We start from the raw sequence: 20,278 nt of genomic DNA on the forward strand, positions 1-20,278 counted from the left end.
GATCCTGCCTGACGCGTAATAAAAAAGTAGCAATCGCCGCGATACGGGAATTTCCCGTATCGCGGCGTTGATGTCTGAGCGGCAAGCGTAAGTTGGCTGGCCAAGTCGTTCAGATCAGTGTTTTGATCGTAGGGGTGTAGCTCAATTGGCAGAGCGCCGGTCTCCAAAACCGGAGGTTGGGGGTTCGATGCCCTCCGCCCCTGCCACCGATTCAGGTGAGTAGGGTACTGAAAGTAAATAAATGTCTAACCAGCCTGTACAAACCGTCAGCACATCAAGCGACAAGCTCAAGATTGCACTTGCAATCGTAGCGGTCCTTGCCGGCGTGGTCGGTTTTTTTATTTTGTCGGGCCAATCTACGGCAGTGCGCGCACTCGCTCTGGTGGCTGGTCTGCTGGTGGCAGTTGGTTTTGCCTGGACATCGGCGCAAGGTCGCGGTTTCGTCGGCTTCGCCAAAGAATCGGTACGTGAGACCAAAAAAGTTGTCTGGCCTACCCGCAAGGAAGCGATGCAGATCACGGCGATCGTTTTCGCCTTTGTGCTGATCATGGCAATCTTCCTCTGGGGTACGGACAAGTTGCTCGAATTCCTGTTGTATGACGTAATTTTGGGCTGGAAATAAAAATGAGCGATAGCACACAAGACAGCGCACCGATTGGTGCGCAAAGCGTTTCAAGCGCCGGTAAAAAGCGCTGGTACGTTGTGCATGCCTATTCCGGCATGGAAAAGAGTGTGCAGCGTGCACTGACCGAGCGCATCGTCCGCGCCGGCATGGAAGAACAGTTCGGCCAGATTCTGGTGCCGACTGAAGAAGTGGTTGATGTCAAGAACGGTCACAAGTCGGTAACCGAGCGTCGGTTCTTCCCGGGCTATGTCCTGGTCGAGATGGAAATGACGGACGAAACCTGGCATCTGGTGAAGAACACCAGCAAGGTGACCGGTTTCATCGGCGGAAAGTCGAATCGCCCGACGCCGATTCCGCCGCATGAAGTCGACAAGATCATGCAGCAAATGCAGGACGGCATCGAAAAGCCGCGTCCAAAAGTGCTGTACGAAGTGGGCGAGCTGGTTCGCATCAAGGATGGTCCTTTTACCGATTTCAACGGCAACGTGGAAGAAGTGAATTACGAAAAATCCCGCGTGCGCGTATCGGTTACTATTTTCGGTCGTGCAACGCCAGTCGAACTTGAGTTCGGCCAGGTCGAAAAAGTCTAAGCATTACCCCAGTCAAGCGCCCGCAGGAGCGCGGCGAAATGTAACTCACCGAATCCGGCAAGCAGCAGAGGAGCCTTAGTACCGCATCGCAAGATGCAGAAAAGGCGCTAACACTCAATCAACGTAGGAGCCATCATGGCAAAGAAAATCATCGGTTTTATCAAGCTGCAAGTGCCAGCTGGTAAAGCAAACCCATCCCCTCCGATCGGCCCGGCGCTGGGTCAGCGCGGTCTGAACATCATGGAATTCTGTAAGGCATTCAATGCCCAGACTCAAGGCGTCGAGCCAGGTCTGCCGATTCCGGTCGTGATCACTGCATTTGCGGACAAGTCCTTCACCTTCGTGATGAAGACTCCTCCAGCAACCATCCTGATCAAGAAGGCTGCCGGTATTCAAAAGGGTTCCGCCAAGCCGCATACAGACAAGGTTGGCAAGATTACTCGTAAACAAGCGGAAGAAATCGCTACCCAGAAGAAGCCGGATCTTACCGCTGCTGATCTGGAAGCGGCTGTGCGCACCATCGCTGGTTCGGCACGTTCCATGGGCATCACGGTGGAGGGTCTGTAATGGCTAAGTTGACAAAACGCGCTAAGGCGCAAGAAGGCAAGATCGATCGCACCAAGGCTTATCCTTTCGATAATGCACTGGCGCTGGTCAAGGAATTCGCAACAGCAAAATTCAACGAATCGATCGACGTGTCCGTCCAACTGGGCGTCGACGCGAAGAAGTCGGACCAAGTGGTTCGCGGTTCCGTGGTTCTGCCGGCTGGTACAGGCAAGACCGTTCGCGTGGCTGTGTTTGCTTCGGGCGAAAAGGCCGAGCAAGCCAAGGCTGCCGGTGCAGACGTCGTCGGTATGGAAGACCTGGCTGAACAAGTCAAGGCCGGCAACATGCCTTTCGACATCGTCATCGCTTCGCCGGACACCATGCGTATCGTCGGTACTCTGGGTCAGATCCTGGGCCCACGCGGCCTGATGCCTAACCCGAAGGTCGGCACGGTTACTCCTGACGTCGCTACCGCCGTCAAGAACGCCAAGGCTGGTCAAGTGCAATACCGTACCGACAAGGCCGGCATCATTCACGCCACCATCGGTCGCAAGTCGTTCAGCGATGCAGATCTGAAGTCCAATCTGGTTGCACTGATCGATGCACTGAACAAAGCCAAGCCGGCAACCAGCAAGGGTGTTTACCTGCGCAAGGTTTCGCTGTCCTCCACCATGGGCGCCGGCGTCCGTGTGGATCAGGCAACTCTGGCTGCTTAAGTAAAGAATCAAGTCCTCGTTTCCTCACGGAAGCGGGGCGCATCTTTGGGCTGGAGCATTTTGCAATTGTGAAGTGCTCCAGGCAATCAAAGACCGTTGGGCGGCGTGCAGCAGGCAGGCACAAAGTTAAAACGTCAAAAACTCTCGTTTTTGATTACCCAGCGCAGATGGTGACCCCGAACAAGTTTTGCAGTCTCACACAGCGTTTCAGGTTGTCGAAACGTTGCAATGAACTCCTAACGTCGGACGCCGTGTTCGAACCGATGTAAGGCAAGCAGGTTTTTCGCCTGTGTCGTCGCCAAGCATCATTTTTGGAGGTTGATCTTGAGTCTCAATCTGAATGACAAAAAGGCCGTTGTCGCCGAAGTCGCTGCAAAAGTAGCAACTGCACAGACTATCGTCGTGGCCGAATACCGTGGCATCCAGGTTGGTCACTTGACGCAACTGCGCGCCAAAGCGCGTGACCAAGGCGTGTACCTGCGCGTGTTGAAAAACACACTCGCGCGTCGCGCTGTTGAAGGTTCCGCGTTTGCCGACCTCGCTTCTGAAATGACCGGCCCGTTGATCTATTCGATCTCGGAAGATGCCGTTGCTGCAGCCAAAGTCATCTCCGACTTTGCTAAAACCAACGACAAACTGGTCGTCAAGGCAGGTAACTATGCAGGTAAGCCGCTGGATAAGGCTGCCGTCGCTGCATTGGCAAATATCCCGTCCCGCGAAGTTCTGCTGGCCCAATTGCTGGGCATGATGCAGGTTCCGGTTGCTGGTTTTGCGCGTGGTCTGGCTGCTCTGGCAGCCAAGAAAGAAGCCGAAGCAGCTTAAGAACGCCGGCCGCAGCAATGTGGCGGTTGTTCATGAGCGCTTTGACCTCTGCGTCAGTACCGATTAGATGTTATTACCGAAATAAATTAGGAGTTTCAAATGGCAATTAGCAAAGACGATATCTTGGAAGCCGTAGGCGCCTTGACCGTGTTGGAATTGAATGACCTGGTGAAGGCATTCGAAGAAAAGTTTGGCGTTTCCGCAGCAGCAATGGCTGTCGCTGGTCCTGCCGGTGGTGGCGCTGGCGCCGCTGCTGCTGAAGAGCAAACAGAGTTCACCGTTGTTCTGGCTGAAGTTGGCGCGAACAAGGTTGGCGTTATTAAGGCAGTTCGCGAAATCACCGGTCTGGGCTTGAAAGAAGCTAAAGATCTGGTTGACGGCGCACCGAAGCCAGTTAAAGAAGGCATCGCCAAGGCAGACGCCGAAGCAGCCAAGAAGAAGCTGGAAGAAGCTGGCGCGAAAGCAGAACTCAAGTAAGTTTTACTTGAGCTGGAATATCCGCCGGTTCGCCGGCGCATCGTTCCACCGGAGTCAAAGTGCAGAGTCCTTTGAAAAAAGGATTCGGCTTTGGCTCCTTTGTCGTTTCGAAATTTTGTATGCGAATTTAGGTTCGTTTAAGTGGTTAGCAATTTCTTGTTCCTCAGCATGACCGGGGATCAACAAGAGGTGGCGCCAGACCAAGACTGAAGGGCTGAGACTTGAGGTTTCGCTGCTAACGGATCGCGGCAACAAGGTAACAAGCAATCCGGGCGAGTCCTGAACTCTCTATCCTTCCTGTCACTCACGGAGTGTCCATGCACTACTCATTTACTGAGAAGAAGCGTATTCGTAAATCCTTTGCGAAACGCGCTAACGTCCACAACGTTCCGTTCCTGCTAGCGACTCAGATCGAGTCATACCAGACATTCTTGCAAACGGACAAAACAGCGTCCCAGCGTAAGAACGAAGGTCTGCAATCGGCCTTTACATCGATTTTTCCCATCGTTTCGCACAATGGTTTTGCGCGTCTCGAATTCTTGTCCTATGTGTTGGGCGCGCCGCCGTTCGACGTCAAGGAATGTCAACAACGTGGCCTGACCTTCGCGTCGCCGCTGCGTGCCAAGGTGCGTCTGGTGATCCTGGATAAGGAATCGCCGACCAAGCCGGTCGTCAAGGAAATGAAGGAACAGGAAGTCTACATGGGCGAATTGCCGCTCATGACGACCACCGGTTCGTTCGTCATCAACGGTACCGAGCGCGTCATCGTGTCGCAGCTGCATCGTTCGCCCGGCGTGTTCTTTGAACATGACCGCGGCAAGACCCACTCGTCCGGCAAACTGCTGTTCTCCGCGCGTATCATTCCTTATCGCGGTTCGTGGCTCGACTTCGAATTCGATCCGAAGGACATCCTGTTCTTCCGCGTCGACCGTCGCCGCAAGATGCCAGTGACAATCCTGCTCAAGGCCATCGGCATGACGTCCGAGCAGATCCTGGCGAACTTCTTCGTGTTCGACAATTTCACCTTGCACGCCGACGGCGCCGAGATGGAGTTCGTCTCCGAGCGTCTGCGCGGCGAAGTGGCGCGTTTCGACATCACCGACAAGGCCGGCAAGGTCCTGGTCGCGAAAGACAAGCGCATCAACGCCAAGCACGTGCGCGACATCGAAGCCGCCGGCATCAAGCAAATTTCCGTGCCGGAAGACTATCTGCTGGGCCGCGTCCTGGCGAAGAACATCGTCGACGGCGACACCGGTGAAGTCATCGCTTCGGCCAACGACGAGCTGACCGAAGAACTGCTGGCCCGCCTGCGCGAAGCCAACATCGACACGGTCCAGACGCTGTATACCAACGATCTGGATCAGGGCGGCTACATCTCGCAAACATTGCGCACCGACGACACAGCGGATCAAACCGCTGCGCGCGTGGCGATTTATCGCATGATGCGTCCTGGCGAACCGCCGACCGAAGACTCGGTGGAAGCCCTGTTCAACGGCTTGTTCTATAGCGAAGACCGTTACGACCTGTCGGCTGTCGGCCGCATGAAGTTCAACCGCCGCATCGGCCGTGATGAACTGACCGGCGCCATGACGCTGTCGAACGAAGACATCCTGGCCGTGATCAAGATTCTGGTTGAGTTGCGCAATGGTCGCGGCGAAGTCGATGACATCGATCACTTGGGCAACCGTCGCGTCCGTTGCGTCGGCGAACTGGCGGAAAATCAATTCCGTGCCGGTCTGGTCCGCGTCGAGCGCGCTGTCAAGGAACGCCTCGGCCAGGCCGAAGCGGACAACCTGATGCCGCACGACCTGATCAACTCGAAGCCGATCTCGGCAGCGATCCGCGAATTCTTCGGCTCGTCGCAGTTGTCGCAGTTCATGGACCAAACCAACCCGCTGTCGGAAATCACGCACAAACGCCGTGTTTCCGCTCTGGGACCTGGCGGTCTGACTCGCGAACGCGCCGGCTTTGAAGTCCGCGACGTGCATCCGACCCACTATGGTCGCGTGTGCCCGATCGAAACGCCTGAAGGCCCGAACATCGGCCTGATCAACTCGCTGGCGCTGTATGCCCGCCTGAACGAATACGGCTTCCTGGAAACGCCGTATCGCAAGGTTGAAAACAGCAAGGTCACCAACCAGATCGACTACCTGTCGGCAATCGAAGAAGGCCGCTACATCATTGCTCAGGCGAATGCGACCATCGACGCTTCGCTGAAGCTGTCCGATGAACTGGTTTCGGCACGTGAAGCCGGCGAAACCATTCTGGTGTCGCCAGAGCGCGTCCAGTACATGGACGTGGCCCCAGGCCAGGTCGTGTCGGTGGCGGCGTCGCTGATCCCGTTCCTCGAACACGATGACGCGAACCGCGCATTGATGGGCGCCAACATGCAACGTCAGGCGGTGCCTTGCCTGCGTCCGGAAAAGCCGCTGGTCGGCACCGGCATCGAGCGTACCGTTGCAGTTGACTCGGGTACGACCGTGCAAGCATTGCGTGGCGGTATCGTCGATTACGTCGATGCAGGCCGTGTCGTGATCCGCGTGAACGATGAAGAAGCGCAGGCTGGCGAAGTCGGCGTCGACATCTACAACCTGATCAAGTACACGCGTTCGAACCAGAACACCAACATCAACCAGCGTCCTATCGTCAAGGTGGGCGATCGTGTCGCCAAGCATGACGTGATCGCCGACGGCGCATCGACCGACCTGGGCGAACTGGCCCTGGGTCAGAACATGCTGGTGGCGTTCATGCCATGGAACGGCTACAACTTCGAAGATTCGATCCTGATCTCCGAAAAAGTCGTTGCCGATGACCGCTACACCTCGATCCACATCGAAGAGCTGTCGGTTGTCGCACGCGACACCAAGCTCGGCGCGGAAGAAATCACCCGCGATATTTCGAACCTGGCTGAAAACCAACTGGCGCGTCTGGACGAATCCGGCATCACCTACATCGGTGCTGAAGTCGAAGCCGGCGATACGCTGGTCGGTAAAGTGACGCCTAAGGGCGAAACCCAGCTGACGCCGGAAGAAAAGCTGCTGCGCGCGATCTTCGGCGAAAAGGCTTCGGACGTCAAAGACACTTCGCTGCGCGTGCCTTCGGGCATGGTCGGCACCGTCATCGACGTGCAAGTGTTCACCCGCGAAGGCATCCAGCGCGACAAGCGCGCACAACAGATCATCGACGATGAACTGAAGCGTTATCGCCTGGACCTGAACGACCAGTTGCGTATCGTTGAAGGCGATGCCTTCCAGCGTCTGGAAAAGATGCTGATCGGCAAGGTCGCCAACGGCGGTCCTAAGAAACTGGCCAAGGGCACCAAGCTGGACAAGGCCTACCTGGACGATCTGGACAAGTACCATTGGTTCGACATCCGTCCGGCGGACGACGACATGGCGACTGCACTGGAAGCGATCAAGGAATCGATCGCCGAGAAGCGTCACCAGTTCGACCTGGCGTTTGAAGAAAAGCGCAAGAAGCTGACGCAAGGCGACGAACTGCCGCCAGGCGTGCAAAAGATGGTCAAGGTTTACCTGGCCGTGAAGCGTCGTCTGCAACCAGGCGACAAGATGGCGGGTCGTCACGGCAACAAGGGTGTGGTTTCGCGCATCCTGCCGATCGAAGACATGCCGCACATGGCCGACGGTACTCCGGCAGACATCGTGCTGAACCCGCTGGGCGTGCCATCGCGCATGAACGTCGGTCAGGTTCTCGAAGTCCATCTGGGCTGGGCAGCCAAGGGTCTGGGCCTGCGCATCGGCGAAATGCTGACTGCACAGGTGAAGATCGCCGAACTGCGCAAGTTCCTGACCACCATCTACAACGAATCGGGCAAGAAGGAAGCGCTCGACGAGTTCAGCGATGAGGAAATCCTGGAGCTGGCATCCAACCTGAAGAAGGGTGTTCCGTTCGCCACGCCGGTGTTTGACGGCGCGCACGAAGATGAAACCCGTCGCATGCTGGATCTGGCTTACCCGGATCACATTGCCAAGCAACTGGGCATGACCCCGTCGAAGAACCAGGTCACCATGTATGACGGCCGTACCGGCGAAGCTTTCGAGCGCACCGTGACCGTCGGCTACATGCACTACCTGAAGCTGCATCACTTGGTCGACGACAAGATGCATGCCCGTTCGACCGGTCCTTACTCGCTGGTTACCCAGCAGCCTCTGGGTGGTAAGGCGCAGTTCGGCGGTCAACGCTTCGGCGAAATGGAAGTCTGGGCACTGGAAGCCTACGGCGCATCGTATGTGCTGCAGGAAATGCTGACGGTGAAGTCCGATGACGTGAACGGCCGTACCAAGGTTTATGAAAACCTGGTCAAGGGCGATCACGTGATCGACGCCGGCATGCCGGAGTCCTTCAACGTGCTGGTCAAGGAAATCCGTTCGCTCGGTATCGACATCGATCTGGAACGCGACTGATGTTCTCAAGGGCAAGGCGGCGCGGCCGTCTTGCCCTGTTTCATCGTCTGATCCTGCCGTCTGAAGCAAAGGCGGCAACGTAGTAAAGTAAGCAGTTCAGCAAGCAGCTACAAGCAATTGCAAGTAGTCAAGGACGACCAAGTCTGTCCCGGTACATGCGGAACCCGGCGCAAGCCACGGCTCTCCCGCAGGTGCGAACAGGGTGTGCGCAGATTGTGGTGCGGCCGTCTCGATATACATAGCATTACCTAGCGTTCTCACGCCAACCTGGAGTGATACATGAAAGCACTGCTCGATCTATTCAAGCAAGTTCAGCAAAACGAACAATTCGACGCGATCAAAATTGGTCTGGCGTCCCCTGAAAAAATCCGTTCGTGGTCCTACGGCGAAGTCAAAAAGCCGGAAACCATCAACTACCGTACTTTCAAGCCAGAGCGCGACGGTCTGTTCTGCGCCAAGATCTTTGGCCCGATCAAAGACTACGAATGCCTCTGCGGCAAGTACAAGCGCCTGAAGCACCGCGGCGTCATCTGCGAAAAATGCGGCGTTGAAGTCACGCTGGCCAAGGTGCGCCGTGAGCGCATGGGCCACATCGAACTGGCTTCGCCGACCGCGCACATCTGGTTCCTGAAATCGCTGCCGTCGCGTCTGGGCATGGTCCTCGACATGACCCTGCGCGATATCGAACGCGTGCTGTACTTCGAAGCCTATGTCGTGACCGATCCAGGCATGACCCCGCTGAAGAAGTGCCAGATCATGTCGGAAGACGACTACGCCGCCAAGTACGAAGAATACGGCGACGACTTCACCGCATTCATGGGCGCCGAAGGCATCCGTGAACTGCTGCGCTCGATCGACATCGACCGCGATGCAGAAACCCTGCGCGTGGAACTGAAGGAATCGAAGTCCGAAGCCAAGATCAAGAAATACGCCAAGCGCCTGAAGGTGCTGGAAGCGTTCCAGCGTTCGGGCATCAAGCCGGACTGGATGATCATGGAAGTGCTGCCGGTGCTGCCGCCGGAACTGCGCCCGCTGGTCCCGCTGGACGGCGGCCGCTTTGCGACTTCCGATCTGAACGATCTGTATCGCCGCGTCATCAACCGTAATAACCGTCTGAAGCGCCTGATGGAATTGCGCGCTCCGGAAATCATCACGCGCAACGAAAAGCGCATGCTGCAGGAAGCGGTTGACTCGCTGCTGGACAACGGCCGTCGCGGTAAGGCGATGACCGGCGCCAACAAGCGTCCGCTGAAGTCGCTGGCTGAAATGATCAAGGGTAAGGGCGGTCGTTTCCGTCAGAACTTGCTCGGTAAGCGCGTCGACTACTCCGGCCGTTCCGTCATCGTGGTGGGCCCGCAACTCAAGTTGCATCAGTGCGGTCTGCCGAAGCTGATGGCGTTGGAATTGTTCAAGCCGTTCATCTTCAACAAGCTGGAACTGATGGGTCTGGCAACGACCATCAAGGCAGCCAAGAAGCTGGTCGAAATCCAGGAACCTGTGGTCTGGGACATCCTGGAAGACGTGATCCGCGAACATCCGGTCATGCTCAACCGTGCGCCGACACTGCACCGTCTGGGTATCCAGGCGTTCGAGCCGGTCCTGATCGAAGGCAAGGCGATCCAGCTGCACCCGCTGGTGTGCGCAGCGTTCAACGCCGACTTCGACGGCGACCAGATGGCGGTCCACGTTCCTCTGTCGATCGAAGCACAGATGGAAGCACGCACGCTGATGCTGGCGTCGAACAACATCCTGTTCCCATCGAACGGCGAACCGTCGATCGTGCCGTCCCAGGATATCGTGCTGGGTCTGTACTACGCGACACGTGAAGCGATCAACGCCAAGAACGAAGGCATGTTGTTCCAGGACGTTTCGGAAGTTATCCGCGCGTACGACAACAAGGAAGTCGAACTGGCCACCCGCGTCACCGTGCGTATCGTCGAAAATCCAAAGGATCCGGTCACCGGCGAATTCGTGCGTACCGTCAAGCGTTACGAAACGACTGTCGGCCGCGCCATCCTGTCGGAAATTCTGCCGAAGGGCCTGCCATTCTCCGTGCTGAACCGCGCGTTGAAGAAGAAGGAAATTTCGAAGCTGATCAACACGTCGTTCCGCAAGTGCGGTCTGCGCGCCACCGTGGTGTTCGCCGACCAGCTGATGCAATCGGGCTTCCGTCTGGCGACACGCGCCGGTATCTCGATTTGCGTGGACGACATGCTGGTGCCGCCGCAAAAGGCGACCATCATTGCGACCGCTGAAAGCGAAGTCAAACAGATCGAACAGCAATACTCGTCCGGTCTGGTTACCGCCGGCGAACGCTACAACAAGGTTGTGGACATCTGGGGCAAGGCCGGCGACGACGTCGGCAAGGCGATGATGGATCAGCTGAAGGTCGAAGACGTGGTCCGCCGCGACGGCACCAAGGGCACGCAAGAGTCGTTCAATGCGATTTACATGATGGCCGACTCCGGCGCCCGCGGTTCCGCAGCGCAGATTCGTCAGCTGGCAGGTATGCGTGGTCTGATGGCGAAACCGGACGGATCGATTATCGAAACGCCGATTACCGCGAACTTCCGCGAAGGCCTGAACGTGTTGCAGTACTTCATTTCGACGCACGGCGCCCGTAAGGGTCTGGCCGATACCGCGCTGAAGACTGCGAACTCCGGTTACCTGACACGTCGCCTGGTCGACGTGACCCAGGATCTGGTCGTGATCGAAGATGATTGCGGCACCTCCAACGGCGCGTCCATGAAGGCGCTGGTCGAAGGCGGTGAAGTCATTGAAGCGCTGCGTGACCGTATCCTCGGCCGCGTTGCCGCCACCGACATCATCAATCCGGAAACCCAGGCTACGCTGTACGAAGCCGGTACGCTGATGGACGAAGACTCGGTCGAAGAAGTCGAACGCCTCGGCATCGACGAAGTCAAGGTTCGCACGCCGCTGACTTGCGACACGCGCTACGGCCTGTGCGCCAAGTGCTACGGTCGCGATCTGGGCCGCGGTGTGCTGGTCAACAGCGGCGAAGCAGTCGGTGTGGTCGCGGCGCAGTCGATCGGCGAACCGGGTACCCAGCTGACCATGCGTACGTTCCACATCGGTGGTGCGGCATCGCGTGCAGCAGTGGCCTCGTCGGTGGAAGCCAAGTCCAACGGCACCGTCCGCTTCACGGCGACCATGCGTTACGTCACCAACGGCAAGGGCGAGCTGATCGTCATTTCCCGTTCGGGCGAAGTGCTGATCACCGACGACCTCGGTCGCGAGCGTGAGCGTCATAAAGTACCGTACGGCGCGACCCTGATCGTCAAGGACGGCATGGTCATCAAGGCCGGTACTGCCTTGGCGACATGGGATCCGCTGACACGTCCGATCATTACCGAGTACACCGGTACCGTGAAGTTCGAGAACGTCGAAGAAGGTTCGACCGTCGCCAAGCAGATCGACGAAGTGACCGGTCTGTCGACACTGGTGGTTATCGATGCCAAGCGCCGCGGTTCGTCCGCTGCCAAGGTGTTGCGTCCACAGGTCAAGCTGCTCAACGAGCAAGGCGAAGAAGTCAAGATCGCCGGCACCGAACATGCAGTGACGATCGGCTTCCAGGTCGGCGCGCTGATTACGGTGAAGGACGGTCAGCAAGTTCACGTCGGTGAAGTGCTGGCGCGTATCCCGACCGAATCGCAAAAGACCCGTGACATTACCGGTGGTCTGCCGCGCGTTGCCGAACTGTTCGAAGCCCGTTCGCCGAAGGACGCCGGCATGCTGGCTGAAGTCACGGGTACTGTGGCCTTCGGTAAGGAAACCAAGGGCAAGCAACGTCTGGAAATCACGGACATGGACGGCGCCAAGCATGAGTTCCTGATCACCAAGGACAAGCAAGTGCTGGTGCATGACGGCCAGGTGGTGAACAAGGGTGAAATGATTGTTGACGGTCCGGCCGATCCGCAAGACATCCTGCGCCTGCTGGGTATCGAAGCGCTGGCGCGTTACATCGTCGACGAAGTGCAGGACGTGTACCGTTTGCAAGGCGTGAAGATCAACGACAAGCACATCGAAGTCATCGTGCGTCAGATGCTGCGTCGCGTGCAGGTTGTGGATCCGGGCGATACCAACTACATCACCGGCGAACAGGTCGAGCGTTCGGAACTGCTGGACGAAAACGATCGCGTGATTGCAGAGAACAAGATTCCTGCAACTTACGAAAACGTCTTGCTGGGCATCACCAAGGCATCGCTGTCGACCGACTCGTTCATCTCGGCTGCATCGTTCCAGGAAACCACGCGTGTCCTGACCGAAGCTGCGATCATGGGCAAGAAGGACGGCCTGCGCGGTCTGAAGGAAAACGTCATCGTTGGTCGTCTGATCCCGGCTGGTACCGGTCTGGCGTTCCACCGTGCACGCAAGGAAAAAGACGCATGGGAAGCCGACGAGCGTGCAGCGCTGTTGGAATCCGAGCGTCAGGCGCGTGTGAGCGAAACCGAAGCGCACTCCACCGAGACTTTCGGCGGTGCGGACGGCGAAGCGTAATGGCATAGCAGCACACGGTAGCCTTCACCGGCTGCCGCAGCAGTAAAGAACAACGGCGTCAGAAGAAATTCTGGCGCCGTTTTTTTATGGCTGATGCAGACAAGAAATACTACGCAGTATAAATTTCTTTGGAATCGGCTTGAGCCGGGGGAACTTTTCTTCTACAATTCAATAAATAAGAATTATTCTTATTTGAAAGGTTTGTCCTGCTGTAATAAATGCAATCAGCACGGCGAGTAGCGGGCGGCAGCCTTCTGCCAGATTTGTCCCGCTCCTCGTTCCGAATACAAAAGCGCGCCCGGTGATCACATCGAGGCGGCTGGCATCCGGCAAACACTCATCTCGTCACATCAACTCAGGTAGCCAGCGCTGACGCCAGTAACCTAATCCACTCAGGGGAATGGTTACTATGCGTTTCTGCAAAAAGAAGCTTGCGCTGGCTACGGCCGTCGTCTTGCAACAATGGTCTATGGCGCCCGCGATGGCGCAACAAACCGCGCCACAACTGCTGGCGCAAAGCCGGCCGTTGGAAGAAATCACCGTGACGTCGACGCGCGGCGTCGGCACCGACATCAATCGCGTCGCGGCCACCGTCTCGGTCATCACCTCGGAAGAACTCGAACAGGAAAACGCCAAGGACATCAAGGATGCCTTGCGCTACGAGCCGGGCGTGGAAGTACGTCGCTCGGTTTACCGCGTCGGCGGCGTGACCGGCGCGTCGGCCACCATGGGTCGCGGCGGCAACGAGGGTATCAGCATCCGCGGCCTCGACGGCAACCGCGTCATGCTGCTGGAAGACGGTGTCACCTTGCCGCGTTCCTTCAGCCAGGGCACGCTGTTTGCCGGTCGCGGCGCCTATACCGATACCGATCTGTATCAGCGCATTGAAATCCTGCGCGGCCCGGCGTCGTCGATGTACGGCAGCGACGGCCTGACCGGCGTGGTCAATTTCGTCACCAAGGATCCGCAAGACTTGCTCAACGTTTTCGGCAAGAGCAGCTATTTCGCGGTGCGTCCTTCCTACGATTCGAGCGACAGCAGTTACGGCACCACCGGCACCATGGCGTTCGGCAACGACGTCGTGCAGGGCATGCTGGTGCTGAATGCACGTCACGGCAACGAAACCGAAACCAACGGCAGCGTCGGCGGCACCGGAGCCAGCCGCACCAAGGCCGATCCGCTGACCTACAACAACCGTTCCGCGCTGGGCAAGGTGGTCTTCAAGATCGATCCGCGCAACGTGCTCAAGCTCAGCTTCGAGACCGTCGACAACCGCCTGCGCGCCGACAGTCTTTCCGCCATCTCCTCGGTGATCAGCGGCTACCAAAGCAACAGCAACGTCACCAGCAACAAGCTGCAGGCCATCTATGAGCACGATGACGCCGACAACAAGCTGATTCAGAAACTGCGCGCCAATCTGTACTATCGCAACGCAAAGACGCAGCAATACTCTTACGAAAGCGGCACGACGGTCGGCGCCACCGTGCGTCCCCGCTTCCGCGACATTACCTATCAGGACGACATCTTCGGCGGCGGTGTGCTGGCCGAGAGCGCGTTCGCCACCGGCGTTGTCAAACACAAGATGACTTACGGCATCGACGCCAGCATCGCGACGCTGCAGATGAACGCCAACGGCACCGGCTGGACCACCTGCACCGGTACCCAGTACTGCGAATATTTCCCCAAGACGTCCTACAGCGTACTCGGTGTCTACTATCAGGACGACATGCGCATCGGTCCGGTGAGCATCGTGCCAGGCCTGCGCTACGACAGCTACAAACTCAAGCCGGAGGCCAGCGCCAAATACGATGCGCAGGCCATCGCCAACGGCCAGCCGGCATCGACCAGCAAGGACAGCGCCTGGTCGCCGCGCCTGGCTTTCGTCTATGAAGTAGCGCCGGCATTCGCGCCGTACGTCCAATATGCTCGCGGCTTCCGCGCGCCGTCGCCGCAAGAAGTGAACTCTTACTTCAACAACGCCAGCCAGGGTTACTCGCAGATCGCCAATCCCAACCTGAAGCCGGAAACCAGCAACTCGTATGAAATCGGCTTCCGCGGCAAGTTGCCGACTTCGGCCGGGGTATTCAACTACAGCGCGGCAGCCTATACCGGCGAATATCGCAACTTCATCGATTCGCTCGCCATTTCAGGAGCCGGCACCGTCGCCAACCCGACCATCTTCCAATACGTGAACGCGGCGAAGGCATCGATCCATGGCTTCGAAGGACGTCTCGACTGGCGCATGGAAAATGGCCTGTCGCTCAAGACCGGCTTCGCCTACACCAAGGGCACGACGACCAGCAACACCGGCGTCAAGACCGGCCTGGAATCGGTCGCGCCGTTGTCGGTCGTGACCGGCGTGCGCTACGAGCCGAATCAGGTCTGGTTCGTGCAAAGCGACATGATCTACAACGCCGCCAAGAGCAAAGACGACATCGCCACCAAGACCAACTTCGTGTCGCCGTCGTTCTTCGTGATGGACCTGCGCAGCGGCTATCGCTTCAACAAAAACATGATCCTGTATGCAGGCATCCGCAATCTGTTCGATCGCAAGTATTGGAGCTGGACCGACATCCGCGGTCTGTCTCTGGCCGACAGCGCAACCAACAAAGACGCGTACACCGAGCCCGGCCGCAGCTTCAACGTCAGCATGAAGTTTGAATACTGACATCCGCAAAAACGCCGCAAGGCACTTCACCGAAAAGAGGCATGGAATGAAATACAAAAAACTGAGCGCATTATTGCTGGCGGCAGGCGTGATCAGCGTCGCGGCTTGTTCGACGACGTTGGCGCCGTCCGTATCGTCGAACAGCGATCTGGCGGACCGCTGGTCTGCGTTGCGCACGGCAGAGCCGAAGACGCACCCGCGCGACGCCGCGCAAAAGCTGGGTGTGTCCGAGGCCGAACTGGTGGCGACCAATGTCGGCAAGGGCGTCACGCGTCTGCGCGACGGCGGCGATGCCTACAAGGCGGTGTACGACCGTTTGCATGAGCTGGGCCGGATCAAGGCCATCACGCGAAATGACAACGCCGTGCTGGAACGTGTCGGTACCGTCACCAAGGCGAAGCTCAATGCCGACGGTAGGGTGATTCCGGGGACCGGCTTTGCCGGCGGCCAGATCGACCTGCGCTTCGGCACCGACAACTGGCGCTCGGCCTTCGCCGTGGTGCAGCCGGGCCGCGAAGGCAAGGTCAGCCGCAGCCTGCAGTTCTTCGACGTGCACGGCAACGCCGTCAACAAGGTCTATCTGGACAACGAAGCCGGCGTGGCGGTCTTCGACAAGCTGGTCGGCGATTTCAAGGCGACCGACCAGTCCGCGGCCCTGAAGGTCGACCGGGCGCCGACGAAAGTCATCAGGAAGCCGAACGGCGACGTCGACGTCAAGGAGTTGCGCGACTCGTGGAATGAACTGACGGACGTGCATGAATTCCCGCGTCTGCTGAAGGACCTCGGCATCACGCGCGAGCAGGCGCTGGACCTGATCGGCAAGGACGCCGCCTATCGCATCAGCGCGCAGTCGGTGCAGACCTTGCTCAACAGCGCTTCCAGCCAGGCGCAGCCAATCATGGTGTTCGTGAGCAATCCCGGCATGACGCAGATCTTCAGCGGCACGGTCAAGACCGTGAAGGCGACCGGCGAGTGGTTCAACGTGCTCGATCCGGATTTCAACCTGCATCTGCGCCAGGCCGGCATCGATCACGGCTGGGTGGTCAAGCGTCCGGCCAAGGATGGCGTCATCACGTCGGTGGAGTTCTACGACGCCAATGGCGAACAAGTGGTCAATTTCTTCTCGCGTCGCGATCGCAACAAGGAAGAATCGGCCATGTGGCGCAGTATTGTGGCCAGTCTGGCACGTGCCTGAGTAGACAGAGAGACAAGTAGCGCCGGTTGCGGCTGCCCGAAACCGGTCGGCCAACGGTGGCAGGTGGGCCGGCAAGAGCGTCGTAAATTTACCAACGGGGTCAGGGGGGCGTGGAAACGACCCTTGACCCCTTGCCTATTCAGGCATATACTCGCGAGTTCTCGAATTTAGGCTCTCCTGGGCTTAAGCGTTCTTTGGTCTGCTTCCGGCTTTCTTCGGCGCTTCTCTCGTTTTCTCTAAAATCGGTGTGCACAGGTTTCTTTCGTGCAAGTTTCTTGTTTAATTCCGGGCAACCGTTTCTGGAATTAATGTTATTAACGTCGTAATTTTGTTGGATATAAAACGATGCCAACCATCAATCAATTGATTCGCAGCCCACGTGTCTCCGCGACCGTGAAGAGCAAATCGCCGGCGCTGGAAAACAGCCCGCAAAAACGCGGCGTATGTACCCGCGTTTACACAACGACTCCTAAAAAGCCGAACTCCGCTTTGCGTAAGGTTGCAAAAGTGCGTTTGACCAACGGTTTCGAAGTGATCTCGTACATCGGTGGCGAAGGCCACAACCTGCAAGAGCATAGCGTCGTGCTGATCCGCGGCGGCCGTGTTAAAGACTTGCCGGGTGTGCGTTACCACATGGTTCGCGGTGCCCTGGATACCCAAGGCGTCAAGGATCGTAAGCAAGCTCGCTCGAAGTACGGCGCCAAGCGCGCCAAGGCAGCTAAAAAGTAACATCGAGTAATTTGTTTTCGTCGGGCGCAAGTCTGGTGAAATGTGTCGGTCCGTGATGGGCCGAGTAAGTGGGTGGCTATGATGGCCGTCCGCGAGTGCGGTAAGAATTCATTCTGCCCGCTCAACTGAAGACTGAAAGGAATTGAAATGCCACGTCGTCGTGAAGTACCCAAGCGGGAAATCCTGCCTGATCCAAAGTTCGGCAATGTTGATGTTGCTAAGTTCGTCAACGTGTTGATGCTGTCCGGCAAAAAGTCGGTCGCTGAAAACATCATTTACGGTGCGTTCGAGCACATTCAAACCAAAACTGGTAAAGACCCGCTGGAAGTGTTCGCCGCTGCGCTGAGCAACTGCAAGCCGATGGTCGAAGTGAAGTCCCGCCGTGTCGGTGGTGCCAACTACCAGGTTCCGGTTGAAGTGCGTCCTGTCCGCCGTATGGCGTTGTCGATGCGTTGGTTGCGCGAAGCCGCAAACAAGCGTAGCGAAAAGTCCATGCCGCAACGTCTGGGTGGCGAGTTGATCGAAGCGGCCGAAGGCCGTGGCGGTGCGATGAAGAAGCGTGACGAAGTTCACCGTATGGCTGAAGCGAACAAGGCGTTCTCCCACTTCCGCTTCTAACAAGACTGGGCGGGGCTTTTCGGGAATTGTTGAGAAGCTCCGTTTGTATCTAAAATTTGTTCGAGCCGAGCGACTATTTTACAAAAATGGCGCTCGGTTTCGCGCATTAAAGACTTAGGAATAAATCATGGCTCGCAAGACCCCCATTGAGCGCTACCGCAACATCGGTATTTCCGCTCACATTGATGCTGGTAAGACAACGACGACCGAGCGCGTTCTGTTTTACACAGGCGTGAACCACAAGATCGGTGAAGTGCATGATGGCGCGGCCACCATGGACTGGATGGAACAAGAGCAAGAGCGCGGTATTACCATTACCTCGGCTGCGACGACCTGTTTCTGGAAGGGCATGGCGAACAACTTCCCGGCTCACCACATCAACATCATCGACACCCCGGGCCACGTTGACTTCACGATTGAAGTTGAGCGTTCGATGCGCGTGCTCGACGGCGCTTGCATGGTCTACTGTGCAGTCGGCGGCGTGCAGCCGCAATCGGAAACAGTCTGGCGTCAAGCGAACAAGTACAAGGTTCCTCGCCTGGCGTTCGTCAACAAGATGGACCGTACCGGCGCCAACTTCTTCAAGGTGTACGATCAAATGCGTGCACGCCTGAAGGCCAACCCGATTCCTATGCAAGTGCCTATCGGCGCCGAAGACAACTTCGAAGGCGTGATCGATCTGGTCAAGATGCGCGCGATTTACTGGGATGACGCCAGCCAAGGCATGAAGTTCGACTATCGCGACATTCCTGAAAATCTGAAGGAAGAAGCGCAAAAATGGCGTGAAAACATGGTCGAAGCGGCTGCTGAAGCATCCGAAGAACTGATGAATAAGTACCTGGAAGACGGCGACCTGAGCGAAGCCGATATCAAGGCTGCGATTCGTCAACGCACCATCGCCAGCGAAATCGTTCCGATGATGTGCGGCACCGCGTTCAAGAACAAGGGCGTGCAAGCCATGCTGGACGGCGTGATCGAATACCTGCCGTCGCCGGTCGATATTCCGCCTGTCCCAGGTCTGGATGAAGACGACGAGCCGGTCGTGCGTAAAGCAGAAGACACCGAGAAGTTCTCGGCGCTGGCATTCAAGATCGCAACTGATCCGTTCGTCGGTCAGCTGTGCTTCATCCGTTGCTACTCGGGCACCCTGAATTCGGGCGACACCGTGTTCAACTCGGTGAAGTCGAAGAAGGAGCGTATTGGCCGTATCGTTCAGATGCACGCCAACCAGCGTGAAGAAATCAAGGAAATGCTGGCAGGCGACATCGCTGCCGTGGTCGGTCTGAAAGACACCACAACCGGCGACACCCTGTGCGACGACAAGGCTGTGGTCGTGCTGGAACGCATGGTCTTCCCTGAGCCAGTGATTTCGCAAGCTGTTGAGCCAAAGACCAAGGCCGACCAGGAAAAGATGGGCCTGGCGCTGAACCGTCTGGCTGCTGAAGATCCGTCGTTCCGCGTGCGTACCGACGAAGAATCGGGTCAAACGATTATCGCCGGTATGGGTGAGTTGCATCTGGACATCATCGTCGACCGCATGAAGCGTGAATTCAACGTGGAAGCGACCGTCGGCAAGCCACAAGTTGCCTACCGCGAAACCATCCGCAAGACTTGCGACGAAATCGAAGGCAAGTTCGTCAAGCAATCCGGTGGTCGTGGTCAGTACGGTCACGTGGTTCTGAAGATCGAGCCGCAAGAACCAGGCAAGGGTTTCGAATTCGTCGACGCGATCAAGGGTGGTACCGTTCCTCGCGAATTCATCCCGGCAGTTGAAAAGGGTGTGCGTGAAACACTGAACACCGGCGTGTTGGCCGGCTACCCAGTGGTTGACGTCAAGGTCACTCTGTTCTTCGGTTCCTACCATGACGTTGACTCGAACGAAAATGCATTCCGCATGGCCGGTTCGATGGCGTTCAAGGATGGTTGCCGTAAAGCCAGCCCGGTGATTCTGGAGCCAATGATGGCGGTTGAAGTTGAAACGCCTGAAGACTACGCCGGTACCGTGATGGGCGACTTGTCGTCCCGCCGCGGCATGGTGCAAGGCATGGATGAAATCGCCGGCGGTGGCGGCAAGATCATCAAGGCGGAAGTGCCGCTGTCGGAAATGTTCGGTTACTCGACTTCGTTGCGTTCGGCAACACAAGGTCGTGCGACATATTCGATGGAATTCAAGCACTACTCCGAAGCACCGAAGAACGTCATCGACGCGATCGTTACTTCCAAGACCAAGTAAGTTAAGTTTTGCTCATTCCCTGCGTTGGCAGGGAGTGAGCTTTTAATTGTTAAGAAAATCGTTCTTTTTGAAGGAAATGCAAAATGGCAAAAGGTAAATTCGAGCGGACCAAGCCGC

At 57.3% G+C, this 20,278-nt stretch carries 13 protein-coding genes and 1 tRNA gene; all 14 read left to right on the forward strand.

Annotated elements, in window-relative coordinates; all coding sequences use genetic code 11:
• Window positions 1-130: 130 nt before the first annotated feature.
• The 14 genes from PMI16_RS00315 (at window position 131) to fusA (ending at window position 20,161) form a co-directional block, all read left to right on the forward strand.
• A tRNA-Trp gene (locus tag PMI16_RS00315) sits at window positions 131-206 on the forward strand.
• 35 nt (window positions 207-241) lie between these two features.
• Window positions 242-622: a preprotein translocase subunit SecE gene (gene secE / locus PMI16_RS00320; RefSeq protein WP_007875263.1), complete on the forward strand. Its 381-nt coding sequence runs from the start codon at window positions 242-244 to the stop codon at window positions 620-622.
• Window positions 623-624: 2 nt separating this feature from the next.
• Window positions 625-1,215 (forward strand): transcription termination/antitermination protein NusG, encoded by a 591-nt coding sequence (gene nusG, locus PMI16_RS00325; protein WP_007875264.1) that lies wholly within the window; start codon window positions 625-627, stop codon window positions 1,213-1,215.
• Window positions 1,216-1,350: 135 nt separating this feature from the next.
• Window positions 1,351-1,782: a 50S ribosomal protein L11 gene (gene rplK / locus PMI16_RS00330; protein WP_007875265.1), complete on the forward strand. Its 432-nt coding sequence runs from the start codon at window positions 1,351-1,353 to the stop codon at window positions 1,780-1,782.
• Window positions 1,782-2,477, forward strand: coding sequence for a 50S ribosomal protein L1 (rplA, locus tag PMI16_RS00335; protein ID WP_007875266.1), 696 nt, complete (start codon window positions 1,782-1,784; stop codon window positions 2,475-2,477). The genes rplK and rplA overlap by 1 nt, the downstream gene beginning before the upstream one ends.
• Window positions 2,478-2,801: 324 nt before the next feature.
• Window positions 2,802-3,299, forward strand: coding sequence for a 50S ribosomal protein L10 (gene rplJ, locus PMI16_RS00340; RefSeq protein WP_007875267.1), 498 nt, complete (start codon window positions 2,802-2,804; stop codon window positions 3,297-3,299).
• Window positions 3,300-3,398: 99 nt separating this feature from the next.
• The gene (rplL, locus tag PMI16_RS00345; RefSeq protein ID WP_007875269.1) at window positions 3,399-3,776 is read left to right on the forward strand and encodes a 50S ribosomal protein L7/L12; all 378 of its coding nucleotides are present in this window, start codon (window positions 3,399-3,401) and stop codon (window positions 3,774-3,776) included.
• A gap of 317 nt (window positions 3,777-4,093) precedes the next feature.
• On the forward strand, window positions 4,094-8,200 hold the full coding sequence (gene rpoB, locus PMI16_RS00350) for a DNA-directed RNA polymerase subunit beta (RefSeq protein WP_007875271.1): 4,107 nt from the start codon (window positions 4,094-4,096) through the stop codon (window positions 8,198-8,200).
• 279 nt (window positions 8,201-8,479) lie between these two features.
• The gene (gene rpoC, locus PMI16_RS00355; protein WP_007875273.1) at window positions 8,480-12,718 is read left to right on the forward strand and encodes a DNA-directed RNA polymerase subunit beta'; all 4,239 of its coding nucleotides are present in this window, start codon (window positions 8,480-8,482) and stop codon (window positions 12,716-12,718) included.
• 481 nt (window positions 12,719-13,199) lie between these two features.
• Complete coding sequence (locus PMI16_RS00360; RefSeq protein ID WP_337468733.1) at window positions 13,200-15,386, forward strand: TonB-dependent hemoglobin/transferrin/lactoferrin family receptor; 2,187 nt, start codon at window positions 13,200-13,202, stop codon at window positions 15,384-15,386.
• A gap of 46 nt (window positions 15,387-15,432) precedes the next feature.
• The gene (locus tag PMI16_RS00365) at window positions 15,433-16,581 is read left to right on the forward strand and encodes a hemin-degrading factor (RefSeq protein WP_007875290.1); all 1,149 of its coding nucleotides are present in this window, start codon (window positions 15,433-15,435) and stop codon (window positions 16,579-16,581) included.
• A gap of 345 nt (window positions 16,582-16,926) precedes the next feature.
• The gene (gene rpsL, locus PMI16_RS00370; protein WP_007875291.1) at window positions 16,927-17,310 is read left to right on the forward strand and encodes a 30S ribosomal protein S12; all 384 of its coding nucleotides are present in this window, start codon (window positions 16,927-16,929) and stop codon (window positions 17,308-17,310) included.
• Between the two features lie 147 nt (window positions 17,311-17,457).
• Window positions 17,458-17,928 (forward strand): 30S ribosomal protein S7, encoded by a 471-nt coding sequence (rpsG, locus tag PMI16_RS00375; protein WP_007875292.1) that lies wholly within the window; start codon window positions 17,458-17,460, stop codon window positions 17,926-17,928.
• Window positions 17,929-18,055: 127 nt separating this feature from the next.
• Window positions 18,056-20,161: an elongation factor G gene (gene fusA / locus PMI16_RS00380; RefSeq protein WP_007875293.1), complete on the forward strand. Its 2,106-nt coding sequence runs from the start codon at window positions 18,056-18,058 to the stop codon at window positions 20,159-20,161.
• The last annotated feature ends 117 nt before the right edge of the window (window positions 20,162-20,278 follow it).

The organism is Herbaspirillum sp. CF444 (assembly GCF_000282135.1).
GTDB lineage: Bacteria > Pseudomonadota > Gammaproteobacteria > Burkholderiales > Burkholderiaceae_D > Herbaspirillum.

Coding starts and splice junctions, on each gene's coding strand:
- secE (WP_007875263.1), top strand. CDS start 242: ATGTCTAACCAGCCTGTACAAACCGTCAGCACATCAAGCGACAAGCTC.
- nusG (WP_007875264.1), top strand. CDS start 625: ATGAGCGATAGCACACAAGACAGCGCACCGATTGGTGCGCAAAGCGTT.
- rplK (WP_007875265.1), top strand. CDS start 1,351: ATGGCAAAGAAAATCATCGGTTTTATCAAGCTGCAAGTGCCAGCTGGT.
- rplA (WP_007875266.1), top strand. CDS start 1,782: ATGGCTAAGTTGACAAAACGCGCTAAGGCGCAAGAAGGCAAGATCGAT.
- rplL (WP_007875269.1), top strand. CDS start 3,399: ATGGCAATTAGCAAAGACGATATCTTGGAAGCCGTAGGCGCCTTGACC.
- rpoB (WP_007875271.1), top strand. CDS start 4,094: ATGCACTACTCATTTACTGAGAAGAAGCGTATTCGTAAATCCTTTGCG.
- rpoC (WP_007875273.1), top strand. CDS start 8,480: ATGAAAGCACTGCTCGATCTATTCAAGCAAGTTCAGCAAAACGAACAA.
- PMI16_RS00360 (WP_337468733.1), top strand. CDS start 13,200: ATGGCGCAACAAACCGCGCCACAACTGCTGGCGCAAAGCCGGCCGTTG.
- PMI16_RS00365 (WP_007875290.1), top strand. CDS start 15,433: ATGAAATACAAAAAACTGAGCGCATTATTGCTGGCGGCAGGCGTGATC.
- rpsL (WP_007875291.1), top strand. CDS start 16,927: ATGCCAACCATCAATCAATTGATTCGCAGCCCACGTGTCTCCGCGACC.
- rpsG (WP_007875292.1), top strand. CDS start 17,458: ATGCCACGTCGTCGTGAAGTACCCAAGCGGGAAATCCTGCCTGATCCA.
- fusA (WP_007875293.1), top strand. CDS start 18,056: ATGGCTCGCAAGACCCCCATTGAGCGCTACCGCAACATCGGTATTTCC.